At 66.6% G+C, this 15,676-nt stretch carries 12 protein-coding genes; 5 read left to right on the top strand and 7 right to left on the bottom strand.

Going from position 1 to position 15,676, the window contains the following annotated elements; translation table 11 throughout:
* Window positions 1-15: 15 nt before the first annotated feature.
* Together CS1BSM3_RS06895 and trmFO are read right to left on the bottom strand one after the other, a co-directional pair.
* The gene (locus CS1BSM3_RS06895) at window positions 16-504 is read right to left on the bottom strand and encodes a CinA family protein (RefSeq protein ID WP_072386264.1); all 489 of its coding nucleotides are present in this window, start codon (window positions 502-504) and stop codon (window positions 16-18) included.
* Window positions 505-900: 396 nt separating this feature from the next.
* Window positions 901-2,301, bottom strand: a complete 1,401-nt coding sequence (trmFO, locus tag CS1BSM3_RS06890) for a methylenetetrahydrofolate--tRNA-(uracil(54)-C(5))-methyltransferase (FADH(2)-oxidizing) TrmFO (RefSeq protein WP_072386732.1) — start codon at window positions 2,299-2,301, stop codon at window positions 901-903.
* A gap of 107 nt (window positions 2,302-2,408) precedes the next feature.
* Here trmFO and CS1BSM3_RS06885 point away from each other — a divergent pair, with 107 nt between their 5' ends.
* Window positions 2,409-3,056 (top strand): hypothetical protein, encoded by a 648-nt coding sequence (locus CS1BSM3_RS06885; protein ID WP_072386263.1) that lies wholly within the window; start codon window positions 2,409-2,411, stop codon window positions 3,054-3,056.
* Between the two features lie 76 nt (window positions 3,057-3,132).
* On the opposite strand, the gene CS1BSM3_RS06880 is transcribed toward CS1BSM3_RS06885, so the two are convergent.
* From CS1BSM3_RS06880 to CS1BSM3_RS06870, 3 genes are all read right to left on the bottom strand, one after another.
* Window positions 3,133-5,115: an acyltransferase family protein gene (locus CS1BSM3_RS06880; RefSeq protein WP_072386262.1), complete on the bottom strand. Its 1,983-nt coding sequence runs from the start codon at window positions 5,113-5,115 to the stop codon at window positions 3,133-3,135.
* A gap of 129 nt (window positions 5,116-5,244) precedes the next feature.
* Complete coding sequence (locus CS1BSM3_RS06875; RefSeq protein ID WP_072386261.1) at window positions 5,245-5,877, bottom strand: COG3650 family protein; 633 nt, start codon at window positions 5,875-5,877, stop codon at window positions 5,245-5,247.
* Window positions 5,878-5,973: 96 nt separating this feature from the next.
* Entirely contained in the window at window positions 5,974-7,314 is a 1,341-nt protein-coding gene (locus CS1BSM3_RS06870) for a metal-dependent hydrolase family protein (protein WP_072386260.1), read from the bottom strand.
* Between the two features lie 225 nt (window positions 7,315-7,539).
* On the opposite strand from CS1BSM3_RS06870, the gene CS1BSM3_RS06865 reads away from it, so the two are divergent.
* Window positions 7,540-8,616 carry a lipoate--protein ligase family protein gene (locus tag CS1BSM3_RS06865; protein WP_072386259.1) on the top strand — a complete coding sequence of 359 codons (1,077 nt, stop codon included), beginning with the start codon at window positions 7,540-7,542 and terminating at the stop codon, window positions 8,614-8,616.
* A gap of 139 nt (window positions 8,617-8,755) precedes the next feature.
* Here the strand turns inward: CS1BSM3_RS06865 and CS1BSM3_RS28405 are convergent, their stop codons facing one another.
* The gene (locus CS1BSM3_RS28405; protein WP_072386258.1) at window positions 8,756-10,018 is read right to left on the bottom strand and encodes a DUF1287 domain-containing protein; all 1,263 of its coding nucleotides are present in this window, start codon (window positions 10,016-10,018) and stop codon (window positions 8,756-8,758) included.
* Between the two features lie 215 nt (window positions 10,019-10,233).
* Between CS1BSM3_RS28405 and ubiB the strand changes: the two genes are divergently transcribed.
* Both ubiB and CS1BSM3_RS06850 read left to right on the top strand, forming a co-directional pair.
* Window positions 10,234-11,823, top strand: coding sequence for a 2-polyprenylphenol 6-hydroxylase (ubiB, locus tag CS1BSM3_RS06855; RefSeq protein WP_072386257.1), 1,590 nt, complete (start codon window positions 10,234-10,236; stop codon window positions 11,821-11,823).
* 144 nt (window positions 11,824-11,967) lie between these two features.
* Window positions 11,968-13,209, top strand: coding sequence for an MFS transporter (locus tag CS1BSM3_RS06850; RefSeq protein ID WP_083528394.1), 1,242 nt, complete (start codon window positions 11,968-11,970; stop codon window positions 13,207-13,209).
* A 1-nt stretch (window position 13,210) separates the two neighbouring features.
* On the opposite strand, the gene CS1BSM3_RS06845 is transcribed toward CS1BSM3_RS06850, so the two are convergent.
* Window positions 13,211-14,758 carry an acyl-CoA synthetase gene (locus tag CS1BSM3_RS06845; RefSeq protein ID WP_072386256.1) on the bottom strand — a complete coding sequence of 516 codons (1,548 nt, stop codon included), beginning with the start codon at window positions 14,756-14,758 and terminating at the stop codon, window positions 13,211-13,213.
* A 128-nt stretch (window positions 14,759-14,886) separates the two neighbouring features.
* Between CS1BSM3_RS06845 and CS1BSM3_RS06840 the strand changes: the two genes are divergently transcribed.
* Window positions 14,887-15,666, top strand: a complete 780-nt coding sequence (locus tag CS1BSM3_RS06840; RefSeq protein WP_072386255.1) for an enoyl-CoA hydratase/isomerase family protein — start codon at window positions 14,887-14,889, stop codon at window positions 15,664-15,666.
* Window positions 15,667-15,676: the final 10 nt, after the last annotated feature.

Raw genomic sequence — 15,676 nt, 5'->3', positions numbered from 1 at the left:
TGCAAAGATCTTCGCTCACTGCGTCCGAGCAAGCGTTTCCTTGAGGAGCGTCAGTGCGCGCTCGGCAAAGGCGCGCATGTTGGCCTCGCGATCGGCTGAGCCTGTCTCGAGTGTGATCACCGCGTCGATGGGGCCTGAGATCGCCATGCAGGAATGGCCTGCTGCGTCGCCATAGCGGTTGCCCGTCGGGCCGGTCGCGCCCGTCTCGGAGAGACCCCACGTTGCGCCGAGCTGCTCGCGCGCCTGCTTTGCCAGAAGGGCCGCATAGGGCTCACTCGCCGATCGCACTTTGCGCATGTCGTCGTCGGTGATGGTGGTCAACGCCGAGCGCGCCTGACGCGTGTAGACGACGGCGCCACCGAGGTAATAGGCGGACGCGCCGGGCACCGCGAGCAGTGACGCGCTGATCAAGCCGCCTGTCGAGGACTCGGCGATCGAGATCGTTTCCTTGCGCGCCTTGAGCACGTCGGCGATCTCGGCGGCGAGGGGGAGCAGCGTTTCCATTGATGTTTCCTCTCGTGTATGTCGCAGCTTTGCTGCGAGCGAGACTAGTCTCGCGCTCTTGGATCCTTGTGGCGCGCCTTTGGCGCGACGAGGGACACCCTCCCGAACCCTCCCGACTTTATGACCATAGCACCCACCGCGAGCGCACCAGAATCCCCTCTCCCCGCTCTTGCGGGGAGAGGGCTAGGGTGAGGGGCGGCGGCATACGCAAACGTTGACCAAGCTCCCGCCCCTCATCCTAACCTTCTCCCCGTAAACACGGGGAGAAGGGACATGGCGGCGCTCGCGGCGTGTTCCAAATCCATAAAAGACGGGGGTTCGGGGGTGTCCCCCGAGCGGAGCGCGAGGCCGCGGCCTCGCTCGCGTCGAAGACGCGAAAGCGACGACCGCGCGAAATTACGATGCGCTCGCCTGCAACCACCCCCCGATATCCGCCAATGCGCGCTCGGCCATGAGGCGTTTGCGGGCCGCGCCGCGTTCCTTGCCTTTGAGGCGCTTGCCCTCGGCGTCGGTGCGCGGCTCCTCCATGGGTGGGAAGAGGCCGAAGTTGATGTTCATGGGCTGGAAGGAGCGTGGGCCTTCGCCCGATGCTTCGACGTGGCCACCGGTGATGTGGGCGATGAGGGCGCCGAGCGCAGTCGTCGGCGGCGGTGGCGTAAGCGGGGCGCCGAGGCACTCGGCGGCGGCGAAGCGACCCGCGAGGAGGCCGATGGCGGCGCTCTCGACATAGCCCTCGACGCCGGTGATCTGCCCGGCAAAGCGCAGGCGCGGCATGGCCTTGAGGCGAAGCTGGCTGTCGAGGAGCCGCGGGCTGTTGAGGAACGTATTGCGATGCAACCCGCCGAGGCGCGCGAACTCGGCGTTCTGGAGGCCGGGGATCATGCGGAAGATGCGCGTCTGCTCGGCGTGGCGCAGCTTGGTCTGGAAGCCGACCATGTTCCAGAGCGTGCCGAGCGCATTGTCCTGGCGGAGCTGGACGACGGCATAGGGCCAGCGGCCCGTGCGCGGGTCGTCGAGGCCGACGGGCTTCATGGGGCCAAAGCGAAGGGTCTCGCGGCCGCGCTCGGCCATGACCTCGATGGGCAGGCAGCCATCGAAGTAGGGGGTGTTGGCCTCCCACTCTTTGAAAGAGGTCTTCTCGCCGGCGAGGAGCGCGTCGACGAAGGCCTCGTACTCGTCCTTGGACATAGGGCAGTTGAGGTAGTCGGCGCCCGTGCCTGCGGGGCCGGTCTTGCCGTAGCGCGACTGGCGCCAGGCAATGCTCTCGTCCACGCTGTGGATGTGCACGATGGGGGCGATGGCATCGAAGAAGGCGAGCTCGCCCTCGCCGGTCAGGCCGGCGATCGCGGTGCTGAGAGCGGGCGAGGTCAGGGGCCCGGTGGCGATGATGACGCTCTCCCAGTCCGCTGGCGGGAGGCCGGCCACTTCCCCACGGGCGATCGTGACGAGCGGATGGGCCTCGAGGCGGGCCGTGACCTCGCCGGCAAAGCCGTCGCGGTCGACGGCCAGGGCGCCGCCCGCCGGCAGCTTGTGGGCGTCCCCGGCGGCCATGATGAGGGAGCCTGCGCGGCGCATTTCCTCGTGCAGGAGGCCGACGGCGTTATTGGCCCAGTCGTCGGAACGAAAGGAGTTCGAGCAGACGAGCTCGGCGAGGCTCTGGGTCTGGTGGGCCTCGGTCATGCGTACTGGACGCATTTCATGAACGACGACCGGAAGGCCGGCCGAGGCGATCTGCCATGCGGCCTCGGACCCTGCGAGTCCCCCGCCGATCACATGTAAAGGTGTTTCTTTCGTCATGATCTTGATTTGTGTGGACAAACTGGTCAGCGCAAGGACATTGGCTTTTAGCGGCGAATCATCGCTTGCTGGGACCAGGGTTTGGGGTCAGGGGCTCGGCTAATAGCATGCGCGCTACGGCTTTGATTGGATTGGTCCTCGGCGCGCTGCTGTCGGGCTGCACCTACGAGCGCGAGGGCCCGGTAGCCCTCCACTACGCCGAGTTCAAGTCCCAGGCGCCCGATGGGAACATTGTACACGTCTGCCATGCCTATGGCTGCAAGATGCAGACGCGTTTTCGGTTCACCGACAAGGACATTGCGTCGCTGCGCGAGGTCATGAAGAAGGCCCGCAATACCGACGACGCCAAGGGCGAGCGCCGGGCGGTCGCCTATGCCATCGCCTGGATCGAGACGCGCGTCGGCAAAGAGATCGGGACCGACAAGGACCGCCCGGGCATGGATTTCACGGCCTCGGGCGACCCGACGCAGCAGGACTGCGTGGACGAGGCGACGAACACGACGAGCTACCTCAAGGTGCTCGACCACAACGGGCTCCTGAAGCACCACACGGTCGCGCGGCCGTTCTCGAAAGAGAACCTGCTGCGCGGCGTCGCCGGCTGGACGCACTGGACGGCTGTGCTCGTCGAGAAGGGCAATGGCCAGCGCTGGGCGGTCGATAGCTGGATCTACGCCAACGGCGAGAACCCGGCGATCGTCGAGGCCGAGAAGTGGTACATCGACTCCCTGAACAACCTGCCGATCGCGATGCGGTGAGGCGGCGACCTGCCCCGGCTACTCGCGGGATGTGTTGCCCAGCGGCCGTCGCCCGTGCGTGCTTCGACCGTTGCCCCTATTTGCCCGCACTCGGATGCGCGCCAGCGACCCCGCGAAGACCAATCGCGGGCAGGATGATATCTCCGACGACCTGGCGGGCCGCCGACACCGACAAATGATCGCGGTCGAAGTAGATGGCTTGTCCGTGGATCATGCTGCGGCACTGGCTGCTGCCGCCGCATATCGCCTCCAGCAGCGGCAGATAGCGTGCATGATGCCGCTCGGCGATCTGCCTCAGGTTGTCGTCGATGCTGCTGGCCAAGGATTGGTCGATCGGGAAGCTGTAGTCCTCGATGGAGCGCCCGAACCTGATCTCCCTGGCGAGCGCATGAGGCAGCGGTCCATTCGTATGTGGCGGCCATCCGCCGAGCAGGATCACGTCATGGCCCGATCGACGCAGCGTCGCGACTGATTTCTCGATGCCGAGCCAGAATGCGTCGCGATGCGGGCGCCCGGGTGCCCCCCATTCGAAATAGTGCGCGATGATCAGGATCGTCGAGTGTGGGCCGTCGGCCAGACCGTCGACCATGTTCTGCGTGTGGCGCGCACACTTCGGATGGTCATCGACCGTGAAGCCAAGTGCCGGCGGGCAACCTGATGCGGTGACCTGACGAAGCTGCAGCAAGCCCTCGTTGGCGACTTCCGACAATGCGTAGCTCAACTCGGCGCCATGACTGTCGCCGAGCACGACGACATGCTGCCCGCTTGCGCTACCGAACACGCATGTATCAGCGAGCGCCCGCCGGCCTTGATCTGCGCGTGCAATGTGGCAACGCCGTCGCAGCGGGCTCCTGTCGCCTTCATCGTCCACGACCGCGAGGACGGCCTTGGATTGGAGCCATGGAAAGCCGTTGCCGATATCCAGGGTTATTCCCATGAACGCGAGACTGCAGACGATCACGCTGCTGTAGCGCACGCGAAGCCTGCTCGTGGGCCACAGCACGCCTCCAAGGCGCAGGGGCTGCTCGACGTACCGCCAGCTCGCATAGGCAATGGCGAAAGTTGCGATCGCGAGGAGCGCGGCCTGCAACGTGGTGAGCGGATCGGGAGACAAGTGGCGGACAAATACGATTATGGGCCAATGCCACAGATAAAGGCTGTACGAGATCAGCCCCACGAAGACCATGGGTCGCAAGGCCAGGAGCGATACCACGAGAGACCGAGAGGGCGCGCCGTCAGGAGCGGACGCGCTCGAAGCATGTCCGGCCCAGATGATGAGAGCGCAGGCAAAGACGGGAAGTGCCGCGGCGAAGCCTGGAAATGGCATTCGCGTGTGAAATGTGAGCACGGCTATGGCGATGCCGGCAAGCCCGAGATTGAGCGCCGCCGTCCGCAGCCAGGAGGGCAGGCGCTGACGGGCAGGCGCGAGCGCGAGCAGGCTGCCGACGAGCAGCTCCCAGGCGCGCGACGGCAGGAGGTAGAATGCGGCATCGGGCGTATGGCGCGCGGCCCAAACGCTGATTGCGAACGAGAGGATGGCCAGTGCGATGAGGCTGTGCGCGACATAGGCCTGGCGCCAGCGCCAAACGAGCATGAGCATGAGCGGGAACAGAAGATAGAACTGCTCCTCGACGGCGAGGCTCCAGGTGTGAAGGAGCGGGATCGTCTCGGCGGCCGGAGCGAAGTATCCGCTCTCCGACCAGAAGTAGAAATTGCTGATGGATGTGGCCGCAGCGACGAGGGATTCGCCGAAGCCATCCAGATCACGAGGCAAGAGCACGAAGAGCGCAACGATCGTCGAGACGAAAAGCATCACGAAGAGCGCCGGGAAGAGCCTGCGGATGCGACGATCGTAGAAATCCAGGAGCGAGAAGCGGCCTTCTCTCAGCTCCCACGCGATCTGCCGCGTGATCAGGTAGCCGGACAGGACGAAAAAGACGTCCACGCCGACGAAGCCGCCGGGCGTGTACGGAAGGCCGAGATGGAAGAGAATGACGGAGACGACGGCGACGGCGCGCAGGCCGTCTAGCTCCGGACGGTAATCAAGTCCGCTTTGCACGACGCCCCGTGATGTCGGATGAGTGTGGATCGAATGCTCGGCGGAGCCTGGGCCTGAAACAAGAAATATTTGCGACAGGCTTCTAAATTGATGCGGGCGTTACTCAACGGCAACAATCAGGGCGGGGCCTCATCGTTTCAGAAAGCAGCAGCCCTCGTAAAAATTCTCGTCGTCCGAGAGCAGGACCTGGAAGGCATAGTCGTAGTCCGACATACCATCAGTACACCACTGTTGATGCGAGACGGTCGCCCGAAGTGACTGGCCCTTTTCATTGCGCAGGCGATAGAGGAGCGGGAAAAGGCGCGCGGTCGCAGGCTGGACGCGGGCGGTCGTGAGCTTGGAATTCGAGTCGGGCTCGGAGAATTCCCCCTCCTTGGGCGCGAGCGTCACGCCCCAGAAGGGCTCGGTGCCGGCGCACTGAAATGTCTCGCCCTTGAGGTCCACCGGATCGTCCGCGGTGGCGAGGAAGCGCGCATTCACCCAGCCCGTCACGCCATTGAAGGCGACTTCCGACCAGCGCTGCTTGTCGACCTCCTTCGAGCGGCCCGTACCGAGGACGTTGGTCGCGTTGCCGGGGATGTTGCCGAGTGCCGCCCACTCGGTCGGCTTGCCGCCTTCCTGCGGCTCCTCGCGGATGACAAGCCTGTCGCCGGCAGGGACGCCGACGATCTTGTACGTTTCGAACGCGCTGGCGGGAGACGCGGACAAGATGGTGCCGGCGAGGAGCGCGATCGAGAGCAGGGCGTGCAGTTTTGCGCGCATCAGGAACCTTCATGGTCGTCATGGGCCGCGAGCGATCAATCTAGCTGTCCTGCCGTGTGACGCCAGAGCAATCGGCGGCCTCTTGATGCCATGAGCCTACAAAGTGTTCTTGTGGATGCGCCCATCCTTCATGATGATGAGGAAGCTCTTATCGGGCTCGGCGACCAGCGCGATGTTCTCCAGCGGATTGCCATTGACGAGCAGCAGGTCCGCGAGTGCGCCCTCTTCGACGACGCCAAGCTTGCCCGGATAAGGATTGCGCGCGCCGGAAAGCGCAAGAAGCTCTGCATTCACTGAGGTCGCCATGATGAGCGCTTCGGCCGGTGTGTACCAGCGCGTGATGTCCACGAGCATGTGGCCCTGCCGTGCGGCAAGAGCCTGCGAGAACAGGATGTCCGTGCCGAAGGCCGTCTTGAGCTTGTACTTCTTCGCGAGCGCATAGACCCGTTCCGTGCCGCTGATGACCTGCTGCTTGCGCGCCTGGTTTGCCGGGCTCAGGCCGCCGGTGCCCGCTACATCGAGGAAGGGTTGCGTGCTCAGCCAGATGCCTTTCTCGGCCATGAGCCGTGCGGTCGCCTCGTCCATGAGATGACCATGCTCGATGCACTTGACGCCGGCGGCGATCGACCGCTGGATCGAGGCCGGCGTGTAGGCGTGCGTGCAGACGTAGGTGCCCCAGTTCTCCGCCGCCTCGACGGCTGCGCGCAGCTCGGCTTCGTTGAACGTGGTCACGTCGAGCGGGCTGAACGGAGAGGCCACACCGCCGCCGGCCGTGAGCTTGATCAGCGCCGCGCCCTGCATGAGCTGCTCGCGCGCGCGCATTCGAACCTCGTCCGGGCTGTCGGCAATCATGCTGCCGCCGAGCAGCTCTACGCGTGACAGCGGTCCACCGGGTTTCCGCGGCAGCTCTGAAAGCTGGCGGAAGTCGCCGTGCCCGCTGGTGACGGTGATGATGGCGCCGGACGGGTAGATGCGCGGGCCGGGTAACACACCTTCGTCGATGGCGCGCTTCAATCCGAAAGAGGGGCCGCCGAGATCGCGAACCGTGGTGAAGCCGCGCATGAGGGTGGCGGCAGCCTCGGCGCCGGCCTGTAGATTTATGTAGCCGGCATCGCTGGTGAGCATCATCGCGGGCGTCAGGCGGACCAGCATGGCGTGCCAGTGTGCGTCGATCAGACCGGGCATCAGGATGCGCCCGCCGCCGCTGATGACGATCGCGCCCGCCTCTGCGGAAATCGGGGTCTGTGAAACGCGCTCGATCGTGTTGCCGCGCACGAGCACGTGGGACGGAGGGGAGAGTGCGGCCGCCTTGCCGTCGAAGATGCGGACGTTCTCGAAGAGCGTGACGGGCGCGGCCGCCTGCGTCTGGGCTAGGGATGGGAGCGGCAGCAGGCCAAGGGCCAGAGCGAAGATGACACGGAAGCTGGCAGGCAACATGAGGCCTCCATCCAAGATCCCCCGTGTGACCCCCGTGGCTCAGGCTTCCACTATAGGTGCCGCGCGACGACGAGCGCCCCAATCGGCGCGACTTGGTTAAATAGCTCTGCTGCCGAGGCGCATATTCAAACTGTTGAATATTCGGCCTAGGGCCCCTAATGATCGACCTCAAACATAAGTGGCCGCCGGCATGGACGTGCAGGCGCCCGATGCAGGGAGAGGACCATGCCCGTATTCCGCACGATCGATACCGGCTTGCGCGATGGCCGTGCGCAGATCGCCTTCGACGAAGCGCTCATCGAGCTGCACAAGGCCGGCAAGATCCCCGATACGGTGCGTTTCCTGCGCTTTCCACCGACAGCACTGATCGGCCGCCATCAGGCCATGAGCCACGAGGTGAAGGTCGCGCACTGCCGCGCCAACGGCATTGGGCTCGTGCGGCGGATCACGGGCGGCGGCGCCATTTACTTCGACGAGGGACAGATCGGCTGGGAGCTGGTGCTCTCCAGAAAGCGCCTGCCCATGCCCTCGCTCGGCGATTACACGCGCGCGATCTGCGAGGCGGTGGCGCACGGCCTTTCGCAGACATTCGGCATCGAGGCGCGCTTCCGGCCGCGCAATGACATCGAGGTCGGTGGGCAGAAGCTCTGCGGCACGGGCGGCTTCTTCGATGGCGATACGCTTTTCTATCAGGGCACGGTGCTGATCGACGTCGATCCGGCGCGCATGATGGCCTGCCTGAATGTGCCGGCGGCGAAGCTGCAGAAGCGCGATCTCGACAAGGCCGAGCAGCGCGTCACGACGCTGAAGGCGCTGCTCGGTGGCACGGCGCCGGCAATTCCCAAGGTGCAGGAGGCGGTGCTGCTGGGCTTCCGCGAGAAGCTCGGGCTCACACTCGAGCCAGGCGCGCCGAGCGAAGCCGAGGAGACGCTCGCGAAGAAGGTCCACGACGAGACGATCGGCACTGACGAGTTCGTCTTCGAGATCGACGATCCGCGCGGCGCGGAAGTGAGCGAGGCGTCGCTGACGGGCGCAGGCGGGACGGTCTCGGCCTATGTGCGTCTCGAAGGCGCGGGCGGCGCGCGGCGCGTGCGCGAGCTGCTGTTGACCGGCGATTTCTTCGTGACGCCGCCGCGCATGGTGCTCGATCTGGAAGCGGCGCTGCGCGGTGTGCCGGTCTCGGAAGTCGGGGCCGCCGTGGATGCTTTCTTCGCGGCCTCGAAGCCGGACCTGCTGACGATCGCGCCGGCGGATTTCAGGTCCGTGGTCGAGAAGGCCGTGACGGCGGGAAGCGCGGCGTAGCCAGAAATCCCCCTCCCCCTTGTGGGGAGGGGTTAGGGGTGGGGGGAATCCCTACCGCTGATACTCTGCAATCCCCCCCTCCTAACCTCCCCCACAAGGGGGGAGGAACAAGTTTGCGCGGATTCAAAGGGCGGTCGGCTCAGCGGCGCGTCGTGCTGGAAACGTCGGCCGTGCGGCGGCGGTCGCTCACACGCGGCGCGCGCGTGCGCTGGAAGGCCTCGACCTGCTCGCGCGAGAGGCGGTAGTGGCCGGTGATGCGATCGACGAAGAGCGCATCCTCGACCTGCGGGCCCCAGCCGCGATTGTGCACGATCAGCGGCCGGCCCGAGGGCGCGATCTGATCCGTCACAACGGCGATATGGTACTGCGAGATGCGCCCTTCCGGCCGGTGATAGGTGACGATATCGCCCGGCCGGTAGTCCTCGGCGAACTCGGAGATGGCGAGGCTCGTGCCGTGGCGCGTGAGAAAGCGGCGCACGACCTCGACACGGCGATGGTCGATGCTCGGGTCGCCGCGGCCGAGGCGCGAGGTGTGGATCAGCTCCTGCAGGTCGATGCCGAGCGCGCGGTAGGCGCGGATGACGACATCGGTGCAGACGCCATAGAGCGCCTGGGTGTCGCCGCCGGGATAGGCAATGTGAAAATAGCGCGCATTGTAGATGACGAAGTCCTCCGTCTGCGCGCGTGCCGCGGCGGAGATGGCGCGGCCGAAGTTGGAGGGCGGTACGCTTACGGCTGCGCTGGGCGCCTCGGGCACGCATATCGGCGGAGGAAGGGCTGCAACGGCCGGCGGCGCGACGCGAGCGTTCGTCGGCTCGGGGAAGATCGGCATGGCCTCGATGGCGAGGTCGCCGTGCCAGGGCGCGGGCGGCGGTTCGACCGGGACGAGGGCGGCGTGATTGGTCGGCTCGGGAAACAGAGGCATGGCCTCGAGCGCGAGCTCACCATGCCATGGAGCCGGCGGCGGCTCGACGGGCGCCCGCGCGACATGGTTCGTCGGCTCGGGAAAAAGGGGCATGGCTTCGAGCGCGAGCTTGCCGTGCCAAGGGGGGAGCGGAGCCTCGGCCGGCGCAAGTGCGGCATGGTTCGAGGGTTCCGGGAATACTGGCATGGCTTCCCGCGAAAGATCGCCATACCAGGCTGTGGGCGGCGGTGCGATCGGCTTCGGCGGGCTCATGAGGCTCTCGAGCAGCGCCATGATCGCGAGTGGCACCACGAGGATTGCGAGTGCCGGCCAGTCGATCGACAGCCGCCGCGCGGCTGGTGGCGTCGCTGAGCGCGGAGGCTGTGTTTGAGGTGCGCTGACCGGGGGCAATTTTGTGCGCGCGACCGCCGCCGGCGCGGCCTTCAGGCGCTTCTTCCGACGGGTGTCAGCTTTGCGGCGCCCCTTGTTCTTCTTCACCTTCCCCGCCCTCAGGCCGGTACGCCAATGTACCCAGCCGCCCACCACATTGTCCCCGAATGAGGATTATCCATGGTGAGGCGGCGCATACAAGCCGGGCGGGCGGAAAAAATGCCGCTGTAACCGCGCGCAGGCATTCTGCTTGACGCCCCGGCAGATCGTGGCAAACGTCCGCCACCTGCTGCATCACGCCACTCAACGGACTGCCCCACGCCATGGCCGGCCCGATCCTCAATTTTCTGCGCCTCTCGCGCGCCGGGCTGGTCCTCGCCCAGTACGGGGTGCGTTTCGTGCCGCAGGGCGTGCCCGTGCCCTGGCCGCTCAGGATCGCCCGGGCGGCGACGTGGCCGGTGCGGGCTCTGGCCTGGCCTTTCCGGCGGGGAGAGAGCGCGGACGCGCGCGTCAGTGCCGCCCTGACCCGGCTCGGGCCGAGCTACGTCAAGCTCGGGCAGTTCCTCGCGACGCGCCAGGACGTGATCGGGCCGGACCTCGCGCGCGACCTCGCCAATCTGCAGGACCGCATGGCGCCCTTCTCGCAAGCCGAGGCGCGCGCCGCGATCGAGGCTGCGCTCGGCGGCCGCGTCGAGGATCATTTCGTCGAGTTCGGGCCGCCCGTGGCCGCGGCGTCGATCGCCCAGGTGCACAAGGCGGTGGTCGTCGAGAACGGGGAACGGCGCGAGGTCGCGGTGAAGGTGCTGCGGCCCGGTGTCGAGCGCCGTTTCAAGCGCGATCTCGACAGTTACTTCTTCGCCGCGCGCATGATCGAGCGCTTTCATCCGCCGACGCGGCGCTTGCGGCCCGTCGCCGTCGTCGAGACGCTCGCACGCACGACCGAGATCGAGATGGATCTGCGTCTCGAGGCGGCCGCGATCTCCGAGATGGCCGAGAACATCAAGGGCGATACCGGCTTCCGCGTACCGACGGTCGACTGGAAGCGGACCTCGAAGCGCGTGCTCACGCTTGAGTGGATCGACGGCATTCCGATCGCCGATACGGCGCGCCTCGAAGCGGCAGGGCTCGATCGCCGCGCACTGGGCCTCACCGTGCTGCAGTCCTTCCTGCGCCATGCCATGCGCGACGGCTTCTTCCATGCCGACATGCACCAGGGGAACCTGCTCGTCGATCGCCAGGGCAATGTCGTCGCCGTCGATTTCGGCATCATGGGACGGCTTGGTCCCAAGGAGCGTCGCTTCCTCGCCGAGATCCTGCACGGCATCATCACGCGCGACTACCGCCGCGCCGCGGAGGTGCACTTCTGGGCCGGCTACGTGCCGCCGCATCATCCCGTCGAGGTCTTTGCGCAGGCGCTCCGCGCGATCGGCGAGCCTATTCAGGGCCGCTCGGCGGGCGAGATCTCCATGGCGGATCTGCTCGGGCAGCTCTTCGCCTACACCGAGGTCTTCGACATGCAGACCCGGCCCGAGCTGATCAACCTGCAGAAGACCATGGTGGTCGTCGAAGGCGTCGCGCGCGGCCTCGATCCGAACCTCGACATCTGGACGGCGGCCGAGCCCATCGCGCGCGAGTGGGTCGAGAGCAATCTTGGCCCGGCCGGCGCGCTCAAGGACGCGCGCGAAGGGGCATCAGAGATCGGGCGCCTGCTCGGTGATGTGCCGGCGCTGCTGGGACAGGCGGAGCGGACGCTCGTTGCGCTTGCCGAAGCGGCACGGAGCGGCGTGCGGCTCGATGACGAGACCGTCGAGCGGCTTGCCGCGGCCGACGCGCGGCAAGGGCGGTGGAGTCGCGTCGCACTCTGGGTTGGCGCGCTGGCGCTCGTGGTGATCGCGTTGACGCTCTGGGGGTGAGGCGGTCGCGCCTGCGGCGCGAACAGGGCCGCCGCCCTGTAACCCGCCCGGGGGACACCCCCGGCCCCCCGCCATTTTAAGACTTGATGATCAACGCCGACGAGTTCCAAGAAGCGCGCGGCATACGGGGAGTGGGGCGCACAAATGCAGGTAGTAGGCGAGCAGGCCGCGGCGCGGCGGCTGGTGGCGATCGTCTGCGTAGCGCAGGTGCTGGTGCAGATCGGGGCCTTCTTCTGGCCGGCACTGCTGCCGCGCATGATCCCGCTCTGGGATCTCAGCAACACGCAGGCAGGGTGGATCACGGCGAGCTTCTACGCCGCCTACATGCTCGCCGTGCCGATCCTGGTCACGCTGACCGACCGCGTGGACGCGAAGTTCGTCTATCTCTTCGGCGTCGGCGCGACGGTCGTGGGGCATGGCGGGTTCGCGCTCTTCGCCGAGGGCTACTGGTCGGCCATGGCCTTCCGCGCGCTGACCGGGCTCGGTTGGGCCGGGACCTACATGACCGGCCTCAAGCTGCTCGCCGATCAGGTCGACGCCAAGATGATGTCGCGCGCGGTGACGGGACATGCGGCGAGCATCGGCGTGTCCGGCGCGCTCTCCTTCGCGACGGGAGATCTGCTCGCCAACCTCGGCGGATGGCAGCTCGCGTTCTTTTCTGCCGCACTCACAGCCGCCATCGCCTGGTGCATGGTCGCATTCTTCGTGCCGCGCCGCGCGGCCCCGCCCGCGAAGCCGAGCGACGGCGGCGGCCTGTTCAACTTCCTGCCCGTGCTGCAGAACCGTTCCGCCATGGCCTACGCCATCGGCTACTGCGTGCACACGCTCGAGATGAGCGCGCTGCGGGGCTGGGGCGTGGCTTTCCTCGGCTATGTCGCGGCAAGCACGGGCACCGGCGTGTCGCTGCTGTCTCCCGCTGCGGTGATGACGCTGCTCGGTCTGATCGGCGTTGCGGCGAGCGTGAGCGGCAATGAGATGGCCATCCGGCTCGGGCGGCGCAGGCTCATTCAGCTCGCCATGGTAGGCTCGATCGTGTTCGCATTGGCCGTCGCCTTCGTCGGCGTGTGGTCGTACTGGCTCGCGGTCGGGCTGCTGCTCGTCTATGGGCTCGTCGTGTGGCTGGACTCCTCATCGCTCACGGCGGGAGCGGCAGGTTCTGCAGATCCCGCGCGGCGTGGTGCGACGCTTGCCGTGCACTCATCGCTCGGCTATGGCGGCGGGCTCGTCGGGCCGATCGTGGTCGGCTGGAGCCTCGACTGGGCCGGCGGCATGTCCCCGCTCGGATGGGTGGCGGGCTTCGGCAGTGTTGCGGCGCTGATGCTGGCGGCCCTCGTGGCATTCGTGCTCATGCGGCCACGCGGACTCGCCGGCGACAAGGGCAGCTAGCTCAGATGCGGCGGCCGGCGTTCTTCCAGTAAGGCTCGCGCAGGCGGCGCTTGAAGATTTTCCCTGAGTCCTCGCGCGGCAGATTGTGTGCGATCTCGATGCGGCGCGGCACTTTGTAGCTCGCGAGATGCGACTTCAGATGCGCGCCGACGCTCTCCGCATCGAGGGCGTGTCCGGGCATGGGCTCGACGAGTGCGATGAGCGCCTCGCCGAATTCCTCATCGGGAATGCCGAACACGGCGCAGTCCTTCACGCCCGGCAGCGCGATCGCGACGGCCTCGATCTCGGCGGGATAGATGTTCACGCCGCCGGAGATGACCATGTCGCGCTTGCGATCGCAGAGAAAGAGATAGCCGTCGGGATCGATGTAGCCCATGTCGCCGACGGTGATCATGCCGCGGCGCTCGATCTCGGCGCGCTTTTCGGGGAGATTGTGGTAGGTGAACTCGGGGTAGTAGTCGATCGATGAGTAGACCTCGCCGATCTCGCCCTGTGGCACCTCCCGGCCCTGCTCGTCCTGGATGGAGAGCGTGGCGCCCTTCGACGGCCGACCGACCGTGCCGGGCTTCTTCAGCCATTCCTCGCTCGAGACGATCGTGACGGCGCCGCTCTCGGTCGCGCCGTAGAATTCCCAGATGACCGGCCCCCACCATTCGATCATGGCGCGCTTGACGTGCACGGGGCAAGGCGCGGCGGCGTGCATGACGAAGCGCAGCGAGGAGACGTCGTAGCGGCGGCGCACGTCCTCCGGCAGCTTCAAGAGGCGCACGAACATGGTCGGCACCATGAAGAGCGTGTCAATGCGCTGGCGCTCGATGGTGGCGAGCAGCTCTTCGGGCTCGAAGCGGGGCAAGAGAATGAGCGCCTCGGCAATGCGCGCGGCTCTGAGCACGAAGGCATTGGGCGCGGAGTGGTAGAGGGGCCCCGCCATGATCGTGCGAATGCCGGGCGAGACGCCGTACACGACGCGGCGCGCCTCGTTGAGGGCTTCCTGCTGCGCAGCCGTGGGCGGCGCGCGGCGCACGCCCTTGGGATGGCCCGTCGTGCCGGAGGTATAGATCATGCTGAGCGTCTGCGGGCGCGCCGCACCTGCCCAGGGGGCGTTGGCCGCGATGAAATCATCCCAGCTTTGCGCGTCCGCCGGGAGCTGGCAGCGCTCTGGCGCGATGCCGAAGGCCTGCGCGATCGTATCGGGTGTCGGCGCGGCAAGAACAGTGAGGCCGGGAGGTGCGGCCTTCCGCGCGGTCTCGATGAAGTCGGCTTGCGTGATGACCACCTTGGCCGCGCAGTCGCGCAGGATGTAGGCGATCTCCTCGGGATGGAAATGCCAGTTGATGGGCACGGCATAGGCGCCGAGACGGATGGCCGCGTATGACGCTTCGAGAAAAGCGATGTCATTGCGCATGAGAATGGCAACGCAGTCGCCCTGGCCGACGCCGAGGGCATCGAGACCGGCGGCCGCGCGGTCCACGCGCGCATCGAAGGTCGCCTGATCGATCGTGCGGCCGCCGCTCGCGATGCCGCGCACGAACCCGTCCTTTTCCCCCATGGGGACCTCCCGCTTGTCATCTTTTTTGGAGAGTTGAGCATGGGCCCCCCGCGCAAAGCAAGCTGGCGGGCGGCAGGGGCGGCCGCTAGAATTCGTCTAGAGATCATTTCAATCGGGAGAGACGCCCAATGTCGGAAGAATCGGTCATCGTGACCCGCAAGGACGGCATTGCCATCATTCGGCTGAACGAGCCGAAGACGATGAATGCCATGTCCGCCGGCATCAAGGCCGGCCTGGATGCCAACATCGTGCCGCTGCTCGAGGACGACAGCGTGCGCTGCCTTCTCATCACGGGTACGGGCGAGGCCTTCTGCGCGGGCGGCGATATCCGCAACATGGGCCGCGCGAAGCCCTCGGATACGCGCGAGCGCATGCGCCGCTCCTATCGTTGGGCGGGGCGTCTGCTGAAGGCCGATAAGCCGGTCGTGACGGCAGTGAACGGTGCGGCGGCAGGTGCGGGCGTGTCACTCGCGCTCATGGGCGATGTGGTGATCGCCTCGAACGCCGCGTACTTCACGACGGGCTTTGCGAAGATCGGCGTGGTGCCGGATCTGGGTTTGCTGGCGACGCTGCCGCGCGCGGTCGGCACGCTGCGCGCGAAGGATCTGCTGCTCACGAGCCGCAAGGTCACGGCCGAGGAGGCGCTGCAGATGGGCCTCTGCTCGCGCGTGGTTGCGCCCGGCGAGCTCATGGACAAGGCCATGGAAGTTGCCGAGCAGTTCGGCAATGGCCCGACGATCACCTATGGCCTGCTCAAGAAGATGATCGGGAAGGCCTACGACTCCTCCTTCGACGAGTTCCTCGATGCCGAGGCCTTCGCGCAGGGCACGGCCATGGCGACGGATGACTTCATTGAGGGCATCACCGCCTTCCGCGAGAAGCGCCGTCCGAAATTCAAGGGAAGCTGAGGGGCGAGGG

The sequence above is a fragment of the Hyphomicrobium sp. CS1BSMeth3 genome, from assembly GCF_900117415.1.
Taxonomy (GTDB): Bacteria; Pseudomonadota; Alphaproteobacteria; order Rhizobiales; family Hyphomicrobiaceae.
The sequence above is the reverse complement of the archived record's forward strand: the minus strand, read 5'-3'. Positions and strand labels throughout refer to the sequence as shown.